General features: G+C 72.9%; 15 protein-coding genes. 11 read left to right on the forward strand and 4 right to left on the reverse strand.

What is annotated here, in order from left to right; translation table 11 throughout:
• Nucleotides 1-211 precede the first annotated feature (211 nt).
• The 7 genes from ACH4UM_RS01440 (at nt 212) to ACH4UM_RS01470 (ending at nt 13062) form a co-directional block, all read left to right on the forward strand.
• The gene (locus ACH4UM_RS01440) at nt 212-1033 is read left to right on the forward strand and encodes a hypothetical protein (protein WP_398172316.1); all 822 of its coding nucleotides are present in this window, start codon (nt 212-214) and stop codon (nt 1031-1033) included.
• A gap of 153 nt (nt 1034-1186) precedes the next feature.
• Nucleotides 1187-3937 (forward strand): protein kinase, encoded by a 2751-nt coding sequence (locus ACH4UM_RS01445; RefSeq protein WP_398172318.1) that lies wholly within the window; start codon nt 1187-1189, stop codon nt 3935-3937.
• 145 nt (nt 3938-4082) lie between these two features.
• Nucleotides 4083-5768 carry a protein kinase gene (locus tag ACH4UM_RS01450; protein WP_398173546.1) on the forward strand — a complete coding sequence of 562 codons (1686 nt, stop codon included), beginning with the start codon at nt 4083-4085 and terminating at the stop codon, nt 5766-5768.
• A gap of 75 nt (nt 5769-5843) precedes the next feature.
• Nucleotides 5844-7517, forward strand: a complete 1674-nt coding sequence (locus ACH4UM_RS01455) for a serine/threonine-protein kinase (protein WP_398172320.1) — start codon at nt 5844-5846, stop codon at nt 7515-7517.
• A 94-nt stretch (nt 7518-7611) separates the two neighbouring features.
• Nucleotides 7612-9450 carry a protein kinase gene (locus ACH4UM_RS01460; protein WP_398172322.1) on the forward strand — a complete coding sequence of 613 codons (1839 nt, stop codon included), beginning with the start codon at nt 7612-7614 and terminating at the stop codon, nt 9448-9450.
• A 150-nt stretch (nt 9451-9600) separates the two neighbouring features.
• Nucleotides 9601-11214 carry a succinic semialdehyde dehydrogenase gene (locus ACH4UM_RS01465; protein WP_398172324.1) on the forward strand — a complete coding sequence of 538 codons (1614 nt, stop codon included), beginning with the start codon at nt 9601-9603 and terminating at the stop codon, nt 11212-11214.
• Between the two features lie 42 nt (nt 11215-11256).
• A complete protein-coding gene (locus ACH4UM_RS01470; protein WP_398172326.1) occupies nt 11257-13062 on the forward strand; it encodes a GMC family oxidoreductase N-terminal domain-containing protein in 1806 nt (601 codons plus the stop codon).
• 173 nt (nt 13063-13235) lie between these two features.
• Here ACH4UM_RS01470 and ACH4UM_RS01475 read toward each other — a convergent pair whose 3' ends face one another.
• Together ACH4UM_RS01475 and ACH4UM_RS01480 are read right to left on the reverse strand one after the other, a co-directional pair.
• Nucleotides 13236-14234: an LAETG motif-containing sortase-dependent surface protein gene (locus tag ACH4UM_RS01475; RefSeq protein WP_398172328.1), complete on the reverse strand. Its 999-nt coding sequence runs from the start codon at nt 14232-14234 to the stop codon at nt 13236-13238.
• 872 nt (nt 14235-15106) lie between these two features.
• A complete protein-coding gene (locus tag ACH4UM_RS01480) occupies nt 15107-15400 on the reverse strand; it encodes a chorismate mutase (protein WP_398172330.1) in 294 nt (97 codons plus the stop codon).
• Between the two features lie 357 nt (nt 15401-15757).
• Here ACH4UM_RS01480 and guaA point away from each other — a divergent pair, with 357 nt between their 5' ends.
• Complete coding sequence (gene guaA / locus ACH4UM_RS01485; protein WP_398172332.1) at nt 15758-17338, forward strand: glutamine-hydrolyzing GMP synthase; 1581 nt, start codon at nt 15758-15760, stop codon at nt 17336-17338.
• 21 nt (nt 17339-17359) lie between these two features.
• On the opposite strand, the gene ACH4UM_RS01490 is transcribed toward guaA, so the two are convergent.
• The gene (locus ACH4UM_RS01490) at nt 17360-17848 is read right to left on the reverse strand and encodes a pyridoxamine 5'-phosphate oxidase family protein (RefSeq protein ID WP_398172334.1); all 489 of its coding nucleotides are present in this window, start codon (nt 17846-17848) and stop codon (nt 17360-17362) included.
• A 233-nt stretch (nt 17849-18081) separates the two neighbouring features.
• Between ACH4UM_RS01490 and ACH4UM_RS01495 the strand changes: the two genes are divergently transcribed.
• Nucleotides 18082-18876, forward strand: a complete 795-nt coding sequence (locus ACH4UM_RS01495) for a class II aldolase/adducin family protein (protein WP_398172336.1) — start codon at nt 18082-18084, stop codon at nt 18874-18876.
• Between the two features lie 24 nt (nt 18877-18900).
• Here ACH4UM_RS01495 and ACH4UM_RS01500 read toward each other — a convergent pair whose 3' ends face one another.
• Nucleotides 18901-19785, reverse strand: a complete 885-nt coding sequence (locus tag ACH4UM_RS01500) for a DUF4429 domain-containing protein (protein ID WP_398172338.1) — start codon at nt 19783-19785, stop codon at nt 18901-18903.
• Between the two features lie 159 nt (nt 19786-19944).
• Here ACH4UM_RS01500 and ACH4UM_RS01505 point away from each other — a divergent pair, with 159 nt between their 5' ends.
• Together ACH4UM_RS01505 and ACH4UM_RS01510 are read left to right on the forward strand one after the other, a co-directional pair.
• Nucleotides 19945-21222 (forward strand): hypothetical protein, encoded by a 1278-nt coding sequence (locus ACH4UM_RS01505; protein ID WP_398172340.1) that lies wholly within the window; start codon nt 19945-19947, stop codon nt 21220-21222.
• Between the two features lie 214 nt (nt 21223-21436).
• Nucleotides 21437-21967 (forward strand): DoxX family protein, encoded by a 531-nt coding sequence (locus ACH4UM_RS01510; protein ID WP_398172342.1) that lies wholly within the window; start codon nt 21437-21439, stop codon nt 21965-21967.

The following is a 21967-nucleotide window of genomic DNA, read 5'->3' on the forward strand; positions in this document are numbered from 1 at the left end:
CCCGGCATCCCCGGCATCCCCGGCATCCCCGGCATCCCCGGCATCCCCGGCATCCCCGGCATCCCCGGCATCCCCGGCATCCCCGGCATCCCCGGCATCCCCGGCGTCCTCGGCGTCCTCGGCTTCCCCGGCGTCCTCGGCCTCCGGTGCCGGTGCCGGTGCCGGAGGCGGAGGCGGGGCGCAGAGTGGGCGTACCGCTTCGGGGTGGCCCGTGGTGCCGCCGCCGGACCTGGACCTGCCGCCGCGACCGGTACCCAGAGCGCCGCTGACCGACGTGGTGCCGCGGCGGACGCTGGTGATCATCGCGGTGGTCGTGGTGCTCGCCGTGATCGGTGCCGTGCTGGCCCTCACCCTCGGCGGCGACGACAAGGGCTCGAAGGGCGGCCGCAGCGCCGGCCGCACCTCCGCCTCCGCCGGAGCGTCCGCGAGCGCCTCGACCAAGAAGGACACCAGCGGCGGAAGCGCCACGGACGGGAAGACCGACTCCACGGCGGGCACCGCCGGTTCGGGCGGCTCGCCCGCCACCGGTGCGGGCTCCGGCGGGCCGGGCAAGGACGGCTCCGGCGACGGCTCCACCTCGGGCGGCGGCAGCGCCGACGGGGCGGCCACGTCGACGTACAGGAGCGGTCAGGGGTTCTCCATCGGGCTGCCCAAGGGGTGGAAGTACGCGACCACCGACTCCGCGGGGGTCCGCTTCACCGGCCCCGACGGGCAGAAGCTGCTGGTCGGCTGGACCTCGACGCCCAAGGACGACCCGGTCGCCGACTGGAAGAACCAGGAAGGCGCCATGGTGCGCCCGCAGTACCAGCGCATCCGTATCGAGAAGGTGGACTACAACGGCTGGAACACGGCCGACTGGGAGTTCACCTATGTCGACGGCGGGACCAAGTACCGCAGCATCGACCGCGGGTTCGTCGTGAACGGACATCAGGGGTACGGCCTGATGTACACCGCGAAGGCCGCGAACTGGGACGCCGGCCTGCGCAAGAGCACCTGGCAGACGCTGACGAAGACCTTCCGGCCCAAGTCCTGAGCCGAAACGGTCCCGGGTTTGGGGCGCGAGATCCGTCATCCCCTCTTTGCGGGTTGCCTCCGGCACGTATCGTGAGTGGTTGCGGACCGTAAGCATCGGGAACGGGACGCGTGGCGAACGGAATTGACCGACCGTGCGGCCGGGGGAGGCAACGTGGACGACTATGCGGGCCGGGTTCTCGCCGACCGCTACCGCCTGCCGCTGCCTGCCTCCGACGAGTACGAGCTCACCGAGACCCGCGCCTTCGACACCTACAGCGGGCAGGAAGTCCTCGTCCGGCAGGTGCCGTTGCCGGAGGTGGTCGAGGCGGAGGTGCTCGATGCGGACGGGCTGCCCGAGGGGTTCACGGCGCGGGACGGCGCCGCACGACGGCCCGCGGGACGTGCGGGGCGTACGGGCGGCGGGGCGGGCGCGGCGCGTACGGCGACGCGGCGGCCCACCGATCCGGCGGTGCGGCGGGCGGTCGAGGCCGCGCAGGCCGCCGCGCGGATACCCGACCATCCGCGGCTGGACCAGGTCTTCGACGTGTTCGCGGAGGGCGGTTCGCTGTGGGTCGTCAGTGAACTGGTCGCCGCCCGGCCGCTGGCGGCGCTGCTCGCCGAGAAGCCGCTGACGCCGTACCGGGCGGCCGAGGTCGCCTCCGACATCCTCATGGCGCTGCGCGTGCTGCACGCCCACGGCTGGGTGCACCGCAACATAACCGCCCGCACGGTCCTCGTCTGCGACGACGGCCGCGTGATGCTCACCGGGCTCGCGGTCGGCGCGGCGGAGGAGGCACTGTGCGGGTACGACCCGGTGCCGGCGCAGGACGGCGGGAGCGACGCCGGCGCGCCGGGCCCCGGTGACGCCGGTCCGTGGGAGACGGCCGCGCCGGGCGGGACCGGCAGCGCAGGAGGCGGACAGGGGCGCGGTGGTCTCGGCGGCCCTGGGGGCGGCGGTGTGGGCTTCGGCGGGCGGGCGGCCGGTCCCGGTGCCACCGGGGCGGACCCCGAGGCCGCGCGGCGAGCCGCGATCGAGGCACGGGCGGCCGGGGCGTTGTCCCTGCCCGGGGCCGACCCGGCGACCGGGCCCGGTGAGCCGGGCACGCTCGCGCGGCGCACGCCGGAGACCGGCGGCGACGTCAGGGCGGCGAGGGCCGGGGCGATCGCCGCGTACCGTGCGGGCGCGCGGGCGGCGGCCCGGGTGCAGGAGGCGCAGCAGAGCGCGCGCGCCGCGCTGCCGGGGACCCGGCCGCCCGCCGAGGGCGGGACGCGGCCCCAGGGCACCGCGGAGCCGCCGTACGGCTCCGGAGCGGGCGTGGCGCGCCAGGGCGGCCGCATCGTGCCTCCCGGCCAGATCGCCGACCCCTACGGCGTGCGCGCCACCTCCTGGAACGGCACCGCACAGCGTTCCGGCACCGACGGCACGCCGTCGGCGGATGCCGGTGGACCCGGACGTGCGGCCCTTCCCACCGGGACAGCCGAGAGCGCCGGCCCCGGCTACGGCCTCGAGCCGCCGGCGCCGGCGCCGACCCACGCGGACCCGTCGGACCCGTCGGACGGGGCGGACCCGTTCGGCCCTTCCGACCCGTTCGGCCCTTCGGACCGCACCCCGTCGCCCGCCCGGTGGGGCGAGTCGGCCGCCGGTGCACCCGTGCGGCGGGGACCCGCCACCGCGCTCGCAGCCGAGCGGGCGCGGCAGGCGCGGATGACCGTGGTGGGGCCGGTGACCGAGCGGTGGGCGCCGGAGCAGGCCGGTCCCGTGCACGAGAACTGGCAGCTGGCCGCGCCCATCGGTCCCTCGACCGACCTGTGGGCGCTGGGCGCGCTGCTCTTCAGGGCCGTACAGGGGCATGCGCCCTATCCGGAGGAGTCGACCGCCGAACTGGTGCAGATGGTGTGCGCCGAGCCGCCCGCCTTCGCGGAGGAGTGCGGGGCCCTGCGGCCGGTCGTGGAGTCGCTGCTGCGTCAGGACCCCACCGACCGGCTGGACTTCGAGGAGCTGGGCGGCTGGCTGCGCTCGCTGGTGCGTTCCGCGCCCGAGCCGGAGGCCGGCGCGCACGTCGTCTCCGCCCCGCCCGCCGACCCCGGCCGGCTGCCTGTCGTGCGCCGCCGCGGCGAGCTGGTGCGCAGGCGCCGCGCAGGGCTGCCCGCCACCCACGGACGGCACAAGCGGGACAGGCAGGAGGCGCGTTCGCCGCGGAGTCTGGGCCGCACCCTGCTTGTGCTCGTGCTGCTCCTGCTGGCCGCGGCGGTCGCGTACGCGATGCTGTTCATGCCTAAGTCGGACCGCAGCGGCGCGGCGGCCGGCGACCGCACGAGAACCGCCGGCGAGGCGAGCCCGGCCCCGAGGGGGCCGGGCGGCGGTGACGTGAGCGGCGCGCCCGGGCCCGGCCGGACCTCGCCCGACGCGGACAACGGCCCGTCCCGGGATGCCGGTTCGGCTCAGACGCAGACCACCGGCTCCGAGGTCGCCTCCGGTTTCACCCTGCGCAAGGACCCGGCCGGCTTCCGGATCGCCGTCGCCAAGGGCTGGGACCGTACGCCCGGGAACGGCCAGGGGCAGGTGGTCTACTCGCACGGGGCCTTCGAGCTGATCGTGGTGCCCGGCCGGGACGGCGCGGCCGGGTTCGGCAGCGACCCGATGGCCTATCAGCGGGAGAAGGAGGCGGAGTTGCAGGGCTACCGCTCCTCCAGCTGGGCCACCTCCTCCGGGATGCGGACCATCCAGGTGGGCGGGCGGACCATGGCCGAGGGGCAGTTCACCTGGACGGACGCGAGCGGGCAGGAGCTGTTCGTGCGCAATCTGGCCATCCTGCTCGACGGCCGCTACCACGTGGTGCAGGTACGGGGACCGGAGGCGCAGCGGGACGAGGTGACCAGGCTGTACGAACAGGCGTCGGCGACGTACCAGTACACCGGCTGAGAACGGGAGAAACCCACGATTCCCACCGGTCCCGGGAAGCGAAAACCGTCACAGTGAGGTTTCCTTGGGACCCCGCTGGTTCCCTGTTGGGGGGCCGGTCCTTACTCTGACCCTGTCAAGACCATTGCGGGGAAACGTGAATCAGATGCAGGGCCTGCTCCTCGCGGGCCGCTACCGGCTCGCCGACGCCATCGGCAGCGGCGGCATGGGCCGGGTGTGGCGTGCGCACGACGAGGTGCTGCACCGGGCCGTCGCCATCAAGGAGTTGACCGCCGCGCTCTACGTGTCCGAGAGCGACCGGGCGGTCCTCCTCGCGCGCACCCGGGCGGAGGCGCGCGCCGCCGCCCGGATCAACCACTCCGCCGTCGTCACCGTGCACGACGTACTGGAGCACGACGGCCGCCCCTGGATCGTGATGGAGCTGGTCGAGGGCCGCTCGCTGGCCGACGAGGTCAAGGAGCGGGGCCGGGTGGAACCCCGCGAGGCCGCCCGTATCGGCCTGTGGGTGCTGCGCGCCCTGCGCGCCGCGCACACCGCCGGGGTGCTGCACCGCGACGTCAAGCCCGGCAACGTGCTGCTCGGCCAGGACGGCCGGGTCCTGCTCACCGACTTCGGCATCGCCCAGATCGAGGGCGACACCACCATCACCCGCACCGGAGAGGTCGTCGGCTCGGTCGACTACCTGGCTCCCGAGCGCGTCCGCGGCCACGACCCGGGCGCGTCCTCCGACCTGTGGGCGCTCGGCGCGACCCTGTACACGGCGGTGGAGGGCCTCTCGCCCTTCCGCCGCACCTCCCCGCTGTCGACCATGCAGGCGGTCGTCGACGAGGAGCCCCGTGATCCCCAGCACGCCGGCCCGCTCGCCCCGGTCATCACCGCGCTGCTGCGCAAGGATCCGGCCGTACGGCCGGACGCGGCGGAGGCCGAGCAGATGCTCGCCGAGGCCGCGGAGGGGCGGCGGCCGGACGCCGCGCAGGTCTTCGTGCCGACGCAGCAGGTCGGAAACCAATGGGAGACGACCGACCACCCCGGTGCGCAGACGGCCGGGACGGCGGTGACGGGCGCCGCGACGCCGTACCAGCCGCTGACCGCGCCGACGGCCGCCGGACCCGTACCGGGACCCGGACCGGAATCCGGTCACCCGCACGCCACCGCGACCGCCGCCGTGCCGCCCAGGCGCCGCCGGTTGCGCACCTTCGCCCTCGTGGTGGTCCTGGCCGCGCTCATCGGCGGCGGCACCGCGGTGGCGCTGCAGAAGTGGGACGCGGGCCGGCAGCAGGACGCCGGCGCGTCCTCGTCCTCGTCGACGTCGCCCTCGCCGAGCCCCTCGGCCTCCAAGGGCGCCGACCCGGCGGACGGCCTCCCGGCCGGATGGGAACGCCGCAGCGATCCCTACGGCTTCAGCATCGCGGTGCCCGGCGCGAACTGGAAGCGGCAGGAGTCCGACGAGGCGCTCCACCAGGTCGACTACACGCCCGACGGCGGCCGGCACTTCATCCGCATCGCCATCGACGAATCGCCCGACTTCCCGACCGCGCACGACCATCAACTCGACCTGGACCAGCAGCTCCAGCGGCTGGTCGACTACAAGCGGGTGACCCTGGAGGCGAACACCTTCCGCGACCGTTCGGGCTCGCTGTGGGAGTACACCTGGACCGCGCTGGCGAAGGACACGCCCTTCCCCGGACCGCGGCACGCCATCGAGGAGACGTACTTCTCCCGCACGGGCGTCGAGTACGCGATCTACATGTCCTCGCCCGCGGACGACTGGGCGACCACGCAGAAGCAGTTCAAGTCCGTGCTGCAGAGCTGGCGGCCCGACTCCGGCTGACGCGGGCCCCGCGCGTCGGTGCTTGGCCGGTCGGCGCCCCGGAAGGGGGACCTCCGATGCGGCATGATGGGGCGCATGGGGACCGAGGGGGACGACTTCCGTGTCATCGCGGGCCGTTATCGCCTGGAGGCGAGGCTCGGGCGCGGGGGCATGGGCGTCGTGTGGCGGGCGACCGACCAGTTGCTCGGACGGCGGGTCGCGGTCAAGGAACTCCCGCTCGACGAGACGCTGTCGGCCGAGGAGGCCAGGCTCCAGCGTGACCGCACGCTGCGCGAGGCCCGTGCGGTCGCCCAGCTGCGGCACCCGCACATCATCGTCGTCCACGACATCGTTGAGGACGACGAACGCCCGTACATCGTCATGGAGCTGATCGACGGCGGCTCGCTCGCCGACCGGATCGCAGGGCGTGGCCCGGTGGACGTGGCCGAGGGCGCCCGGATCGGCATCGCCCTGCTCAGTGCGCTGCGCACGGCGCACGAGGCGGGGGTCCTGCACCGTGACATCAAGCCGGCGAACGTCCTGCTGGAGTCCGGCACCGACCGGGTGGTCCTCACCGACTTCGGCATCGCCCAGGTCGCGGGCGCGACCACGCTGACCGAGACCGGGTCCTTCGTCGGCTCGCCGGAGTACACCGCGCCCGAGCGGATGTCCGGGGCCAGGACCGGCCCCTCCTCCGACCTTTGGTCGCTCGGCGCGCTGCTGTGCACCGCGCTGAGCGGCGAATCGCCCTTCCGGCGCGACTCGTTGGGGGGCATCCTGCACGCGGTCGTCGTCGACGAGATCCGGCCGCCCGCGCAGGCCGGTCCGATCCTCCCCGTCGTACGAGGGCTGCTGGAACGTGATCCGGAGCGGCGGCTGGCGGCCGCCGAGGCCGAGCGGATGCTGCGGGCCTTCCTGGAGTCGGGCCGTACCCCGCAGCCGCCCGCCCGCTACACGCCGACACAGCACGACGTACCGCGCTCGGCGGTGCCCGCGACCCCGCCGCCGTCGCCGGGCGAGGCGTCCGGTGCCTCCGGTGCCTCCGGGGTGCCAGCCCGGCACTCCACCCGGGGTGTGCTGGTCGCCGCGCTGCTGGTGGCCGCGATGGCCGGGGCGGGCGTGTCCGCGGTGGCGCTGCTGATGCAGGGCGGCGGGGGCGGCGGCGGTACGCCGGCGACTTCGGCCCCCCGGACGGGCCCCTCCGCGGGCTCGGCGTCCCGGTCGTCCTCGTCCGTCACCTCGCCGTCCCCGTCCTCCACCCGGCCGACCGGTCCGTCGTCCACGGCCACCGTCACGCGGCCCGCGTCCTCCGCCGCCGACGGCCCCACCGCGCCCTCGGGCTACCACCCGGTCCGGGACCCGGCCGGTTTCTCGGTCGCGGTCCCGGACGGCTTCACCCGCAAGCCACAAGGGGAGCGGATCTTCTACATGTCGCCGGGGGAGACCTTCCGGCTCGGCATCAAGATCGCCGACCCGGGCGCCGGCGGCCCCCTCGGGGTGATGCGCCGGGCGGATGCCGCAGGCCCGTCCACCAACCCCGGTTACCACGACGGACGGGTCACCAGCACCACGCACGCCGGACACCCCGCCGCCCTCTGGGAGTTCACCTGGAACGGCTTCAGCGCGGCGGAGGGGGCGCGGCACACCTACGACGTGTGCTGGGAACAGAACGGGCAGATGTACGACGTGTGGGTGTCGGCGCCGGTGGGCGAGGTCCGGGAGGCCAAGGAGTACTTCGACGTAGCGGTCGACACGTTCGCCCCCGCGTAGGCCCGCACAGGTGTGTACCCCGTAGGTCACGGGTCTGTGACCACCGGGCCCACACGGTGGAGGCACGTGCGGTGGTCGCGATATGGATGGACCCATGAGCAACGACGGGGGAGCCCGCTACGAGGCCGACGAGCCGACGAGTTTCGCTCTGCAACCGCCCAACCCGCAGGCACGGGTGCCCCATCCGCAGAACCCGTACGCCGCACCGGCGCAGGGGAATGGCGCCGCGCAGCCGTACGGGCAGGCCGCCGCGCAGCCGCAGGCGAACGGCACCGCTCCGGCGCGGGGCCAGGCCGCCGCGCAGCCGCAGGATCGTTCCGGCGCGCAGCCGCGGGGCCAGGCCGCCGGGCAGCCGCACGGGAACGGAGCCGTGCAGCCGCACGGGAACGGAGTCGCGCAGCCGCAGGGCCAGGCCGCCGCGCGGCCCCAGGACCCCGGTGCCGGCCGGCTGATCGCCGGGCGTTACCGGCTGCTGGCCAGGCTGGGCCACGGTGGCATGGGGACCGTGTGGCGGGCCAAGGACGAGACGGTGGACCGCGAGGTGGCCGTCAAGGAGCCCCGCGTCCCCGACCACCTTCCCGAACGGGAACGCGCCAACGCCTTCGAGCGGATGCGTCGCGAGGCGCGTGCCGCGGCCAGGCTCGACCACCCGTCGGTCGTCAACGTGCACGACGTGGCCGTGGTCGACGGGCAGCCGTGGATCGTGATGGAGCTGGTGCAGGGCCGCTCGCTCGGCAGCGCCCTGCAGGAGGGCACGCTGGACGCGCGCGAGGCGGCCCGGATCGGCCTGGAGGTGCTCGGTGCCCTGGAGGCCGCGCACGCGGCGGGCATCCTGCACCGGGACGTCAAGCCGGACAACATCCTGCTCGGCCGGCACGACCGGACCGTCCTCACCGACTTCGGCATCGCCCAGATCGAGGGCGAGACCAGCCTGACCGACACCGGCGGCTTCGTCGGCTCGCCCGAGTACATCGCGCCGGAGCGGGTGCTGGGGCAGCGCCCGGGACCCGCGAGCGACCTGTGGTCCCTCGGCGTGGTGCTGTACGCGGCCACGGAGGGCGTCTCACCGTTCCGTCGCAGCAACACCCCGGCCACCCTCCAGTCCGTCCTCAACGCCGCCCCGGCCCCGCCGGCCGCCGCGCCCGGCCCGCTCGCCGAGGTCATCACCGGCCTGCTGCACAAGGACCCGGCGCACCGCCCCGACGCCGTCCGGGTCCGCGCCCTGCTCCGGGCGGCCGCCAGCCCGCCCGCCCCGGCACCCACGCAGGTGGTCCACTACGCGGGGGGCGCCGAGGGCGGCAGGCGTACCCCGCGGCTCGGCCGCAAGGCGTGGTTCGGGGCCGGCGCGGCCGCCGTCGCGGCGGCGGTGGCGGCGTACGTCCTGCTCGCCCACCCGTTCGCGGGTCCGCTGCCCGGCGGCTGGACGACCCATCAGGAGAAGGACGTCGCCGCGACGCTCGCGGTGCCCGCCGGGTACGTGCGCTCCCTGCCCGACCGGAAGACCGACAAGGGCCACTGGGTCACCTGCACCGACTGGAGCGGCAGTGTCTGGATCAACCTGTCGCTCGGCCGGAAGACGGAGGACACCAGTCACGAGATCGCGGACTCGGCGGCGGCCCAGATGTACCAGGACGACGCCGAGTTCAAGCAGCAGGGCGACTACGCGCTCGGCATGCCCTCCAAGGGGGCGACGACCCGTCCCGACGGCAACGCGACCTTCCACGGCCGGAAGGCCGCCGGCAACACGGTCACCTACACCACCGACGACTCGCAGAACCCCCGCCCGCGCGAGGTGCGGATCTTCTACTACAAGACCGCCGGCGGCGACATGTACAAGCTCACCGTCGGGTTTCCCGGCAAGGGCGACTTCACTGCGCGCGGCCGCGAGGTGGCACGTACGGCCATCGCGAACCTGGACGTGGACGAGTTGTAGCCCGTGGGAGCGGACATCACCTGATCGCCCCCGCACAACGCCCTGATCAGCGCATTCGTTGCCAGTGATCACTGGCGTCATGTGAGCACTCCGTGAATCCCCATTACCGACGGGTACACAAAGGCTCCGCCGCGGCATACCCTGCGCCTCATGACGGACGCGCAGGCCCCGGCGAAGACCGGTACGAATCCCCTGGCCCCCGCCCCCGCGGGTGCCCGCACCGCCGCCGAGGTGGTGACTCCCGAGCTGGTCGCCCAGCTCACCAAGGGCGTGGCCGGTTCCGGCCGGACCGCGAACCACACGCCGTTCACCGGCGAGAAGCTCGCCGACCTGCCCGAGTCCACCCCCGAGGACGTGGCCCTCGCCTTCGAGCGCGCCCGCACCGCGCAGGCGGTCTGGGCGCGGACCCCCGTGCGGCAGCGCGCCGCCGTGCTGCTGCGCTTCCACGACCTGGTCCTCGAACGCCAGGCCGAGGTCCTCGACCTGATCCAGCTGGAGACCGGCAAGGCCCGCCTGCACGCGCACGAGGAGGTCCAGGCCGTCGCGGTCGCCGCCCGGCACTACGGCCGCCGGGCCGCCGCCTACCTCGGGCCGAAGCGGCACACGGGTGCCATCCCCACCCTCACGCGCGTCACCGAACTGCGGCACCCGCGCGGGGTGGTGGGCCAGATCGCCCCGTGGAACTACCCGCTGGAGCTGTCCGTCGGCGACGCGCTCCCCGCCTTCGTCGCGGGCAACGCGGTGGTGATGAAGCCCGACACGGAGACGTGCCTGACCGCGCTGTGGGCACGGGACCTGCTGATCGAGGCCGGGCTGCCCGCCGAGGTCTTCCAGGTCGTCATCGGCGACGGCCCGGTGGTCGGCCCGGAGGTCGTCAAGCACGCCGACTACGTCTCCTTCACCGGCTCCACCCGCACCGGCCGCGAGGTCGCCCAGGGTGCCGCCGCCCGCCTGGTCGGCGTCTCCCTCGAACTCGGCGGCAAGAACGCCATGCTGGTCCTTCAGGACGCCGACATCGAGAAGGCGGCCGCGGGAGCGGTCCGCGCCTGCTTCTCCTCCGCCGGTCAACTGTGCATCTCGATCGAGCGGTTGTACGTCCACGAGGCGATCGCGGACGCGTTCCTGGAGCGCTTCGCCGCCCGTACCAGGGCGATGCGGCTCGGCACGTCCCTCGCCTACGGCGCCGACATGGGATCGCTGGTCGGCGAGCGGCAGCTTCGGACCGTCACCCGGCATGTGGAGGAGGCCGTCGCCAAGGGCGCCAGGGTGGTGGCCGGCGGCGTCGCCCGCCCGGACATCGGCCCGTACTTCTTCGAGCCGACGATTCTCGACGGCGTCGAGGCGCCGATGTCGGTGTGCACGGAGGAGACCTTCGGCCCGGTCGTCTCGATCTACCGCTTCAAGACCGACGACGAGGCGGTCGAGCGCGCCAACTCCACCCCGTACGGCCTGAACTCGTCCGTCTGGACGAAGGACGCCCGCCGCGGTCGCGAGGTCGCCGCCCGGCTGCGCACCGGCACGGTGAACATCAACGAGGGCTACGCCCCCGCCTACGGCAGCGTCCAGTCCCCGATGGGCGGCATGAAGGACTCCGGTCTCGGCCGCCGGCACGGCTCCGAGGGCATCCTCAAGTACACCGAGGCCCAGACCCTCGCCCACCAGCGGCTGCTGCCCATGGCCCCGTCGCTCGGCATGGACGACGAGAAGTACGCGGCGTTCATGAGCCGGAGCCTGAGGCTGATGAAGACGTTCCGTTTCCGCTAGGCCGCGCCGGTTCCCCACGCCGGTTCCCAATGAGGAGAGCACGTGTCGCAGGAGAAGTCTGTCCAGACCCGGGACGAGGACGGGTACGACTACGACGTCATCGTCGTGGGATCGGGGTTCGGTGGATCCGTCTCCGCCCTCCGCCTTACGGAGAAGGGTTACCGCGTGGGCGTGCTGGAGGCGGGCCGCCGCTTCACGCGCGAGACCCTGCCGAAGAACTCCTGGGACCTGAAGAACTACCTCTGGGCCCCCAGGCTCGGCATGTACGGCATCCAGCGCATCCACCTGCTCGGCAATGTCATGGTGCTGGCGGGCGCGGGCGTGGGCGGCGGCTCGCTCAACTACGCCAACACGCTCTACGTGCCGCCGAAGCCCTTCTTCGACGACCCCCAGTGGCGGGACATCACCGACTGGCAGGAGGAGCTCAGCCCGTACTACGACCAGGCCCAGCGCATGCTCGGGGTGCGGCTCAACCCCACGATGACCCCCTCCGACGTGCACCTGAAGGCGGCCGCGCAGCGCATGGGCGTCGGCGACACCTTCCACATGGCGCCGGTCGGAGTGTTCTTCGGGGACGGCGAGGACGCCGACGGGAAGGCGAGGGCCAAGGCGGGTGAGCAGGTCGCGGACCCGTACTTCGGCGGGGCCGGGCCGGACCGCAAGGCCTGCACCGAGTGCGGCGAGTGCATGACGGGCTGCCGGCACGGCGCGAAGAACACGCTGAACGAGAACTACCTCCACCTCGCCGAGAAGGCGGGCGCGGTCGTGCACCCGATGACCACGGTCGTGTCGGTCACGGACGACTCGCGGGGCGGATACGCGGTCGCCACACTCCCGACGGACAACAAGAAGAAGGGCGCCGGCCGCGTCCTCACGGCGCGCAGGGTGGTCCTGGCGGCCGGGACGTACGGCACCCAGACACTGCTGCACCGGATGAAGGCCGGCGGGCAGCTGCCGTATCTCTCGTCCCGGCTCGGCGAGCTGACCCGCACCAACTCCGAGGCGCTGGTGGGCGCCCAGACCGACAACCGCCGCTACCGCAAGGCGACCGGCGAGGCGAAGGCCGACTTCACGCGCGGTGTCGCCATCACCTCCTCCATCCACCCCGACGAGAACACCCACATCGAGCCGGTCCGCTACGGCAAGGGCTCCAACTCGATGGGCGGCCTGTCGATTCTGCAGGTCCCGTACGCGGAGGGCTCGTCGAGGATCGCGGCCTGGCTGGCGAACGCCGCTCGCCACCCCCTGCTGGTGCTGCGCTCCCTGTCCAACCGCCGCTGGTCGGAGCGGACCATCATCGGCCTGGTGATGCAGTCCCTGGACAACTCCCTGACCACGTACCTGAAGCCGGACGGCGTCGGCAAGGGACTGCTGACGGCCCGCCAGGGCCACGGTTCGCCCAACCCCAAGCAGATCAGAGCCGCCACCGAGGGCGCCGTCGCGCTCGCCGCCGAGATCAACGGCTTCGCCGGCTCCAACGTCGGCGAGCTGATGGGCACCCCGCTCACCGCCCACTTCCTCGGCGGCTGCCCGATCGGCGACTCGCGCGAGACCGGCGTCATCGACCCGTACCACCGCCTCTACGGCCACCCCGGCATCTCGGTGGTCGACGGCGCGGCGGTCTCGGCGAACCTGGGCGTCAATCCGTCCCTGACCATCACGGCCCAGGCCGAGCGGGCGATGTCGTACTGGCCCAACAAGGGCGAGAGCGACCCGCGCCCGCGGCAGGGCACGGCGTACGAGCGACTGAAGCCCGTGGAGCCGCGCAGTCCGGCGGTCCCGGCGGACGCGTTCGGCGCGCTGCGGCTGCCGTTCCTCGGGATGCCGACGGTGCCGCCGAAGAAGTAGGCCCGGGCAAGAGCAGGCCCGTACATGAGCAAGTCCGAACAAACTGGACAAAAGTCGCCCGCGTGGAAGTGGGCCCGCGCAAGAGAAGGACCTGCGCCCCCCTCCTGGCACAGGTCCTTCTCCGGTCGTGGCGAGCTCCGGCGAACCGCGGCGAGCTCTGCGCGTCGCGTCGGTTACGCGTTCGAACCGGCCTTGCGGCGGCGGACGGCGAACAGCGCGCCGGCACCGACGACCACCGCGACGCCGCCGACGAGACCGACGGTCGGCATCATGGAGCTGGAGCCGGTCTCGGCGAGGCTGCCGGTGACCTGCTGGGTGTTCGTCCGGTTCGGCTTCTGGGTGGGAACCGGGACCTTGCCGCCTTCCTGCGGCTTGGTTCCGCCCGTGTCGGTGCCGGCCTTGACGATCTGGAGCACGTAGTGCGCCTGGTCCGAGCCGAGGCAGTTCTGCTCCTCGTCGAAGTAGAGGCCGCCGCCGATGGTCAGGCCCTCGCCGATCGGCGCGTCGGCCCTGACGTTCACCCGGAGCTGGTAGGCGACCGTCTGTCCGGCGCCGATGTCGGAGAGGTCGAGGTAGCCCACGGAGTGGCCCTCGCCGTCGTTGACGTCGACCCAGGTGCCGTTGTACTTCACCTGGAGCTGGACCTGGCCGGAGTTGAACGCGTTCTCGGCGTTCGGGTCGTTGGGTCCGACGCCGGCGTAGAAGACGACGTCCTTGACGCCGGTCTTCGTCGGGTTCCTGACGGTGAGCGAGAAGGGGTGCCAGCCGCTGCCGACCGCGATCTTGCCGGGCAGCCCGTTGAGCTGGGCGTCGAGCTTGGACTTGTAGCCCGCGTTGTCCTCGCAGACGCCGGACGGCGCGGACGGCTCGTCGGTGGGCTCCGCGGACTTGCTCGGCGGCGTGGAGGCCGGGGCCGAGCTGGTGGCGGGCGCGCTGCTGGGCGGCGTGGACTCGGGCGTGCTCGCCGGCGGCGTGCTCTCCGGCTCGCTGCTGGGCGGAGTCGACTCCGGCTCGCTGGTGGGCGGGGTGGACGCAGGCGTCGACTCGGGCGCCGAGGAGCTCGGCGGCGGGCTCGTCGGCTCCTCGGCGGAGGCGGAGGGAGCCGTCATCAGCGCCAGCGGGGCTATGACGGCCGTCGCGGCCGCGGTGACCATGGCGCGGCGAAGCTTCATGAAGACCTCGGGAGTTTCCGGCGTACTGCGGGCGGCGCAGTACGAACGTCGGGGGAGGCCTCCGCGTGTGGGGCGCGGGTTTCGGCCCGTGGTTCCGGTGGTGTGACTTCGCGAGGCTGTGAATGGTTGTGCTGCTTTTCGCAGGCCGCTTATGTGCCTTGCGTCACACGTGACTCTCCGGAGTGACCAGGGCCCAGCCGGAACGGCTGCCACAGGGCGAAAGGGCGCCCGCAAGGCGACGGCCTCCGCAAGGCAATGGCCTCCGCAAGGCGACGGCGCCCGCAAGGCAATGGCCTCCGCAAAGCGATGGCGCCCGCAAGACGAAGGGCCCCGCGGGACGTGCGCCGCGGGGCCCTCCTATCGTCAGCACCGACGTCAGGGCAGCGCCGGTGCCTGGGGCGGCGCCGGGGGGTTGCGCCGCTTGCCTCGTGCGTTCTGCGTGTGTCCGCCTCCGTCCCCGGGGCGGGCGGTGGTCTGGACCGCCGGTGGCCGGGCGGCACACCGCAATGCCGTTGCCTGTTCGGGGACTTGGGCTTCGGGGCTTTCCGGGCATCGTGCTGGATGAACGCGGCCTCCGCAACCGTTCGACCCGGCCTTGTGCATTTTTCTGTTTTCCGCCGGCCGGCCCCGGGCGTCCCCGGAGCCGGCCGTTAGTTGGGTGACCGGGCTGCTGTCCCCTGCCGTCCGGTCACTTCTCCGAAGCGAGGTCCCACGGCGCACGGCGTGATCCGTACGCCTCATCGCTCCAGAGAGCCACGCGTGGTTCTTTCGGGCCCGCCCCTGGCTGGCACGGACACCCTGACCAACGAGGCCGCTCGCACGGCGGTCACGCGCCGTACGGGTGAGATCCGGGCGGCAGGCGCGGACGGGTCTCAGACCTTGCCCCGGCACAGCTCCAGCAGGGTCATCGCCAGGGTCGTACCCGGCTTGCCGAGCGCCTTCCTGTAGTGGCCGAGGATCTCCATCTCGCGGGAGAGGTTCACGCGCCGGCCGCCCGAGCCGATCCGCGCCTCCTGGACCACGGCGGAGACGGCCATCCGTTCCTGGATCAGGCCGATGATCCGGTCGTCGAGCGCGTCGATGCGCTCCCGGGCGTGCGCGATCACGTTCGCGGCCTCGTCGGAGCGGGCGCCGGTCTTCTCTGTGGCGGGGGCGGTGGCGGTCATCTCGGGGGCTCCTCACGGTGGGTTCACTGGTGGGTGCGGCGCCCCGGATCGGCAGGACCGGAAAACGCCAGGCGCCCCGGACCTTGTCGGCCCGGGGCGCCTGGGAAGTCGCTTGTCAGTGGCTCAAGCAGCACGACCATGGCAGCCGGTGGGCCGGTTGCCATAGGTAAAGAGGAAGGTCGGGTGCGCGAGCATGCGGACAGTATGCCACGGCCCCGTCCCCTCCCGCCGAGCCTGGTGGCGAGGGCATGGGCCCGGGGGTTTCGGGCCGGATCCACCGGGAGCGGGACGTCACCCGCGGCCTCCTCGGTAGAATCGGCAAGCACAAGGACCCGTCCAACCGCCGGAAGGCACCCCGTGTCATCAGCGACCCCTGCCGCAGCCGCCCCCGACACCGTCCTGGTCGTCGACTTCGGCGCGCAGTACGCCCAGCTCATCGCCCGTCGCGTCCGCGAGGCCCGGGTCTACAGCGAGATCGTGCCGAGCACCATGCCGGTCGCGGAGATGCTCGCCAGGAACCCGGCGGCGATCATCCTCTCCGGCGGCCCCTCCTCGGTGTACGCGGAGGGCGCCCCCCGCCTGGACCGCGAGATCTTCGACGCCGGCGTCCCCGTCTTCGGCATGTGCTACGGCTTCCAGCTGATGGCGCAGGTCCTCGGTGGCACCGTGGACAACACCGGAGCCCGTGAGTTCGGCCGTACCGACCTCGCCGTCTCCAAGCCGTCCTCCACCCTCTTCGAGGGCACCCCGGCCGAGCAGGCCGTGTGGATGTCGCACGGCGACGCCTGCTCCGCCGCGCCCGAGGGCTTCACCGTCACGGCGTCCACGGACGTCGTCCCGGTCGCCGCGTTCGAGAACGACGACAAGAAGCTCTACGGCGTCCAGTACCACCCCGAGGTCATGCACTCCACGCACGGCCAGCAGGTGCTGGAGCACTTCCTGTACCGCGGCGCGGGCCTGACCCCGTCCTGGACCACGGGCAACGTGATCGAGGAGCAGGTCGCCGCCATCCGCGAGCTGGTCGGCGACAGGCGGGCGATCTGCGGTCTGTCCGGCGGCGTGGACTCCGCGGTCGCCGCCGCCCTGGTCCAGAAGGCCATCGGCTCCCAGCTGACCTGTGTCTACGTCGACCACGGCCTGATGCGCAAGGGTGAGACCGAGCAGGTCGAGAAGGACTTCGTGGCCGCGACCGGCGTCCAGCTGAAGGTCGTGGACGCCGAGGAGCGCTTCCTCACCGCACTCAAGGGGGTCAGCGACCCCGAGGAGAAGCGGAAGATCATCGGCCGTGAGTTCATCCGGGTCTTCGAGCAGGCCCAGGCCGAGATCATCGCGGACGAGGGCCCGGCGGTCGAGTTCCTGGTCCAGGGCACGCTCTACCCGGACGTGGTGGAGTCCGGCGGCGGCACCGGCACCGCCAACATCAAGTCGCACCACAATGTCGGCGGCCTGCCCGAGGACCTCGAGTTCAGGCTGGTCGAGCCGCTGCGCAAGCTGTTCAAGGACGAGGTCCGCATGGTCGGCCAGGAGCTGGGCCTGCCGGAGGAGATCGTCCAGCGCCAGCCCTTCCCGGGCCCCGGCCTCGGCATCCGCATCGTCGGTGAGGTCACCAAGGAGCGCCTGGACCTGCTGCGCGAGGCCGACGCCATCGCCCGCGAGGAGCTGTCGGCGGCCGGCCTGGACCGCGACATCTGGCAGTGCCCGGTGGTCCTGCTCGCGGACGTCCGCAGCGTCGGCGTCCAGGGCGACGGCCGCACCTACGGCCACCCGATCGTGCTGCGCCCGGTCTCCTCCGAGGACGCCATGACCGCCGACTGGTCCCGGCTGCCCTATGAGGTGCTCGCGAAGATCTCCACGCGGATCACCAACGAGGTGCGGGAGGTCAACCGTGTGGTCCTCGACGTGACGTCGAAGCCGCCGGGCACCATTGAGTGGGAGTGAGCCCCATCAGCCCCTCGGGGCTCAGGTCCGCCTGAGAGTCCGCACCGGCTCTTCGGGCTTCCAGACCTGGGCGACCAGATACGTGTCGTCCTCGACGAAGGTCCGTACGACCTCCGTCAGCTCGGTGCGGAAGAGGTGGAACGGCTGCGGCGGTTCCACCTCTTCCGCGTATGCGCCCTTCACCGCCGGGTCCGTCACCTCCACCGCCCGGCCGCTGATCCGCACGTCACCGCCCCCCATCCCGGTGCCCGGACCCGGATTGGCCTGCAGGGCGAACCTGGCGTCCCGCCGCAGGTCGAGCGCCTTCAGCGAGCCCGGCATCATGCCCAGCCACAGCTCACCGTGCAGGAAGCGCACCTCGAGACCGGTGGTGCGGGGCGAGCCGTCCCTGCGCAGGGTCGCGAGGACGTGGTGCGTGAACGCCCCGAAGCGCTCCTCGACGGTCCGGGCCAGCCCGGGTGCGGCGGCGGCGAAGGCCGCCCAGTTGGTTGCCGTACGGTTCGTTGCCATACGGCGAGTGTGGCGCCGAAACCAGACATCCTCTGTCGGGTGTCGGGTGTCGGGTGTCGGGTGTCGGGTGTCGGGTGTCGGGCGCGTCGGGCGCGGGCGCGTCGGGCGCGGGCGCCGGGCGTGCGCCGCCGAGTCAGCGGCCGAGTGCGCGGCATCTTTACAAACCAGCGCTGTCATCCTGGCCCGACCGCCGGTAGCTTCCGCCCGTACGCCGATCCCGCGCCGGAGGACCCATGCACGGCCCCACTCCGCCCCAGCCCCTGCCCACCGACAGGCTGCAGTTCGCGATGCCCCCGATGCACGAGTCGGTCGAGGACGAGCGCCGGCACCGCAAGGAGCGGCTCGCGGGCGCACTGCGGATCTTCGGCCGGTCCGGGCTGGAGGACGGCGTCTCGGGACACATCACCGCCCGCGACCCCGAGTTCAGCGACTGCTTCTGGGTCAACCCCTTCGGGATGCCGTTCAAGCACGTCACCGTGAGCGACCTCGTCCTCGCCAACCAGGACGGCCAGGTGATCGAGGGCCGCTACCACGTCAACCAGGCCGCGTTCACCGTGCACTCCCAGGTGCACGCCGCCCGCCCGGACGTCGTCGCCGTCGCCCACTGCCACTCGGTGCACGGCCGGGCCCTGGCGGCCCTGGGCGAGCTGCTGGACCCCATCACCCAGGAGAGCTGCGCCTTCTACGAGGACCACGCCGTCTACGACGCCTACACCGGGGTCGCGGTCGACGCGGAGGAGGGCCGCCGGATCGCCGCCGCGCTGGGCTCCCGCAAGGCGCTGGTGCTGCGCAACCACGGCCCGCTCACGGTCGGCGACTCGGTGGACGCGGCGGCCTGGTGGTTTCTGTCCATGGAACGTTCCGCCCAGGTGCAGCTGACCGCCCGAGCGGCGGGCCGGCCGGTTCTGATCGGCCACAAACTGGCGGTGGCGACCCGGGAGCAGCTCGGCGGCGACCTGGTGGCGTGGATCAACTACCAGCCGCTGTGGCAGGACATCAGCCGCAGTGAGCCGGACCTGCTGGGCTGAGCACCTCCGAGGTCGCTCGCGTGTTCAAAATCCCCTCAGCACGGCCGCCTTGGTCCTCGCGAACTCCTCGTCCGTGAGCACTCCCTCCCGGTGCAGCTCGCCCAACTCACGCAGCCGGCGCAGCAGTACGTCGTGGTGGTCGGCCCGCGGCGGCACCACGGCCGCGAGCTCACGGCGGTCCGCGAAGGCGGCGCCGGCCCGGGTGGAGGGATGCGGCAGCCGCGCGGTGACCGCGGTCGCGACCAGCGCGGTGAGCAGATCACGTCGTGTGTTGCCCCACAGGTCGAGGGCGTAGGGGTCCTTCTCGGGCGGCAGTTTGGAGAACAGCGTCTCGCGTGTGACGAAGCGCAGGAAGCCGTCCTCGTAGCCGGTGTTGGGCAGCCACTCGACCTGGACCAGATCGCCGACACCGATGATGCGCGGGCCGGTCGCGCGCTTGACCCGGTCGGAGGTGTCGGCCCAGTCGATGCGGAGCTGGGTGCCGTCGAAGGAGACAGTGCCGTCGGAGGAACGGACCGAGACGGGCACCGGCGGCCCGGTCAGCAGGTACGCCTTGACCGGATCCTTGGGGATCTGGTCGAGCAGCAGGGCCCGGCGGATCTCCTCGGCGACGTACTCGGCGATCGAGGAGCGGTCGAGGTCCACCAGCAGCCGGTACGGGTCGGCGGCGTCCGGCAACCGCCCGCCGGTCGCCTGGAGGAGGGGATCGGCGCCCTCCCGCAGCCGGATGCGCAGCCGGCCGCGCTTGCGATCGGGTTCGTAGGCCACGCTCGAGACGGCCTCCAGCGGCACGGCGATCTCCCCGTACGTCTGCCGGAACAGCGGCACGGAGCGGTGGAGTCCCGGCGTGATCCTGACCGTGCTGCCGTCGAAGGCCCAGGTCCCGTCACGCTGGATGATCTCGGCCATACGCACATTCTCGCAGCCGGGTCAACACGGCGGCCGTAGCTTCACCCGCGCTGACCACCTGACCGACGCGGGTGGGGTGGTGTAGGGCACAATTCGCTCTCGGCGTAGGGGTGTTTTCCGCAGGTCTGCTGCGGTTTCCGGGGAAGGCGGGCATCGGGCGTGGCGGTGCAGGAAGCGAGAGACGGCGTGGGCACGGGTGCCCATTCGGGCGGCTGCACCTGCGGGGACTGCCCGCACGGAGCGCGCGCGGGGCACCGGCGGGCCGTTGCCGAGTTCCTTCTCAAGCGGGACGAGTTCGCGGCCGGTCAGGGCCTGCCCGCGGCCGTGGCCCACTCGCTGCCGGCCTCCCGGCAGTGGGTGTCGGAGGAGCTGACGCAGTCCGCGGAACTCGTCGCCGAACGCGGCCGCGCCGAGGGCGAGGCATGGCTGGCCCGGCTGTGGCGCTGGACGGCCTGCGCGGTGTGGGCGGCCGTCCTGCTGCTGCTTCTGACGCAGTCCCTGACAGCGGTCGGTGCGGGCTGGTCCGCCGCACGCACGGCGGGGCTGCTGGCGGCGGTCGTCGTGGGCGGGGCGCTGACGGCCGCCTCGTGGTTCCACCGGGCACGGGGCGGGGTGCTGGCCCCGGTCATCGGCGAGGACAACCGGCTGTCCACCTCGCGTGCGGTCGCCGCGGCATGGGTGCTGTTCGTGGCGTACGCGGTGCTGGTCCTGGTGGCCCGGCTGGCGGCCGCCTCGGACCACGCGGGGCGCGACGCGCTGATCTCCGGGCTGGAACTGGCCCACGGCGCCGGTGTGGTGACCGTGCTCGCCGTGGTGTGCGGCATCGCGGTGCTGGTACGCCGGGTGGTCGGGCTGCGGGTGCTCGGGCAGCGGCTGCAGAAGGTGCGGGCGTACCGGCCGCGCGCCGCCGACCTGCTCACCGACGACGCGGGACGGGGTGCGTTCACGGACATCCAGTACGTGGTGATCAGCGCCGTGGGCCTGGTGTTCGCGGCCGTGCGGCTGGCCCGCAGGCCCGACCAGCTGCCCGATCTGCCGTGGGGGCTGGCGGTGGTGGTGCTGGTGTCGGCGGCCACCTATGTGGCGGGCAAGTACGCCGAGGGCGGGCGGCCGGTGATCCTCTCGGTGGTCCGGGCCCGGGAGGCCGGGGACCTGGACGCGCCGATCCGCACCGGCGACGACATCGAGATCCGCGGCGCGGGCTTCGTCCCGCCCGGTGCGCAGGGTGCCGACCGGCTGTCGCGGATGGTGGTCCGCATCGGCGCGGTCAACGTCCATGTGCCCCTGGTCCCGGTCACCGGGGGCTTCAGCAACCCCGCCGACTCGACACTGACCGTGCCGGTGCCGGCAGACGTCGAAGCGGGCCGGGTCGAGGTCCAGGTGGTGACCGCGGCGGGTGTGGAGACCAACCGCTACGCCATCGACGTGACGGACTGACGACCCCTCGGGCGGGGCGGCGGGACCGCTTTCGCCCGCGCGTTCCCGCTTCTCACCGACCCGCCGGCCCCAGCTCTGCGCCCACTGTGACGCATGGGGCCCAAGTCACGCGGAAGCCGGAAAAATGGTTCCTCAGGGTTGAGCTTTCCGTCTCTTACATACGTATGTTCTGTTGAGGGATGAACGGCATGGCGGTGAGAGGCGGCTGACAGCGATGACTCACAGCGTTCGTATGGACACGCACCCCTTGTATGCCGATCGACGCGGTAGTTGGCGGGACACCGCCACCCGCTACTCGCTCCTTCCCCTCCGCGTCTTCCTGGGCGTCACCTTCATCTACGCCGGCCTGGACAAACTCACCGACAGCGCCTTCCTGAAGGGCTCCGGCTCCGGGTCGATCGGCGACACTATGCGCGCGGTCCGCGACTCGGCCGCCATCCCGGCCCTGGTCGACCTGGCTCTGAAGAACCCGGTCGGTTTCGGCGCCGCCATCGCCCTCGGCGAACTGGCTGTCGGCATCGGCACCCTGCTCGGCCTGTTCGGCCGTCTGGCGGCACTCGGCGGTGCGCTGATCTCCCTCAGCCTGTGGCTCACGGTCAGCTGGGCCTCCACCCCCTACTACTACGGCAACGACCTCGCCTATCTGATGGCCTGGCTGCCTCTCGTCCTCGCCGGCACCCCGATGTTCTCCCTCGACGCCGCGCTGTGGAACCGGCGATGGCGGCGGGCCGGGGACCTCCAGTAG

The sequence above is a fragment of the Streptomyces sp. NPDC020801 genome (assembly GCF_044334385.1).
GTDB lineage: Bacteria > Actinomycetota > Actinomycetes > Streptomycetales > Streptomycetaceae > Streptomyces.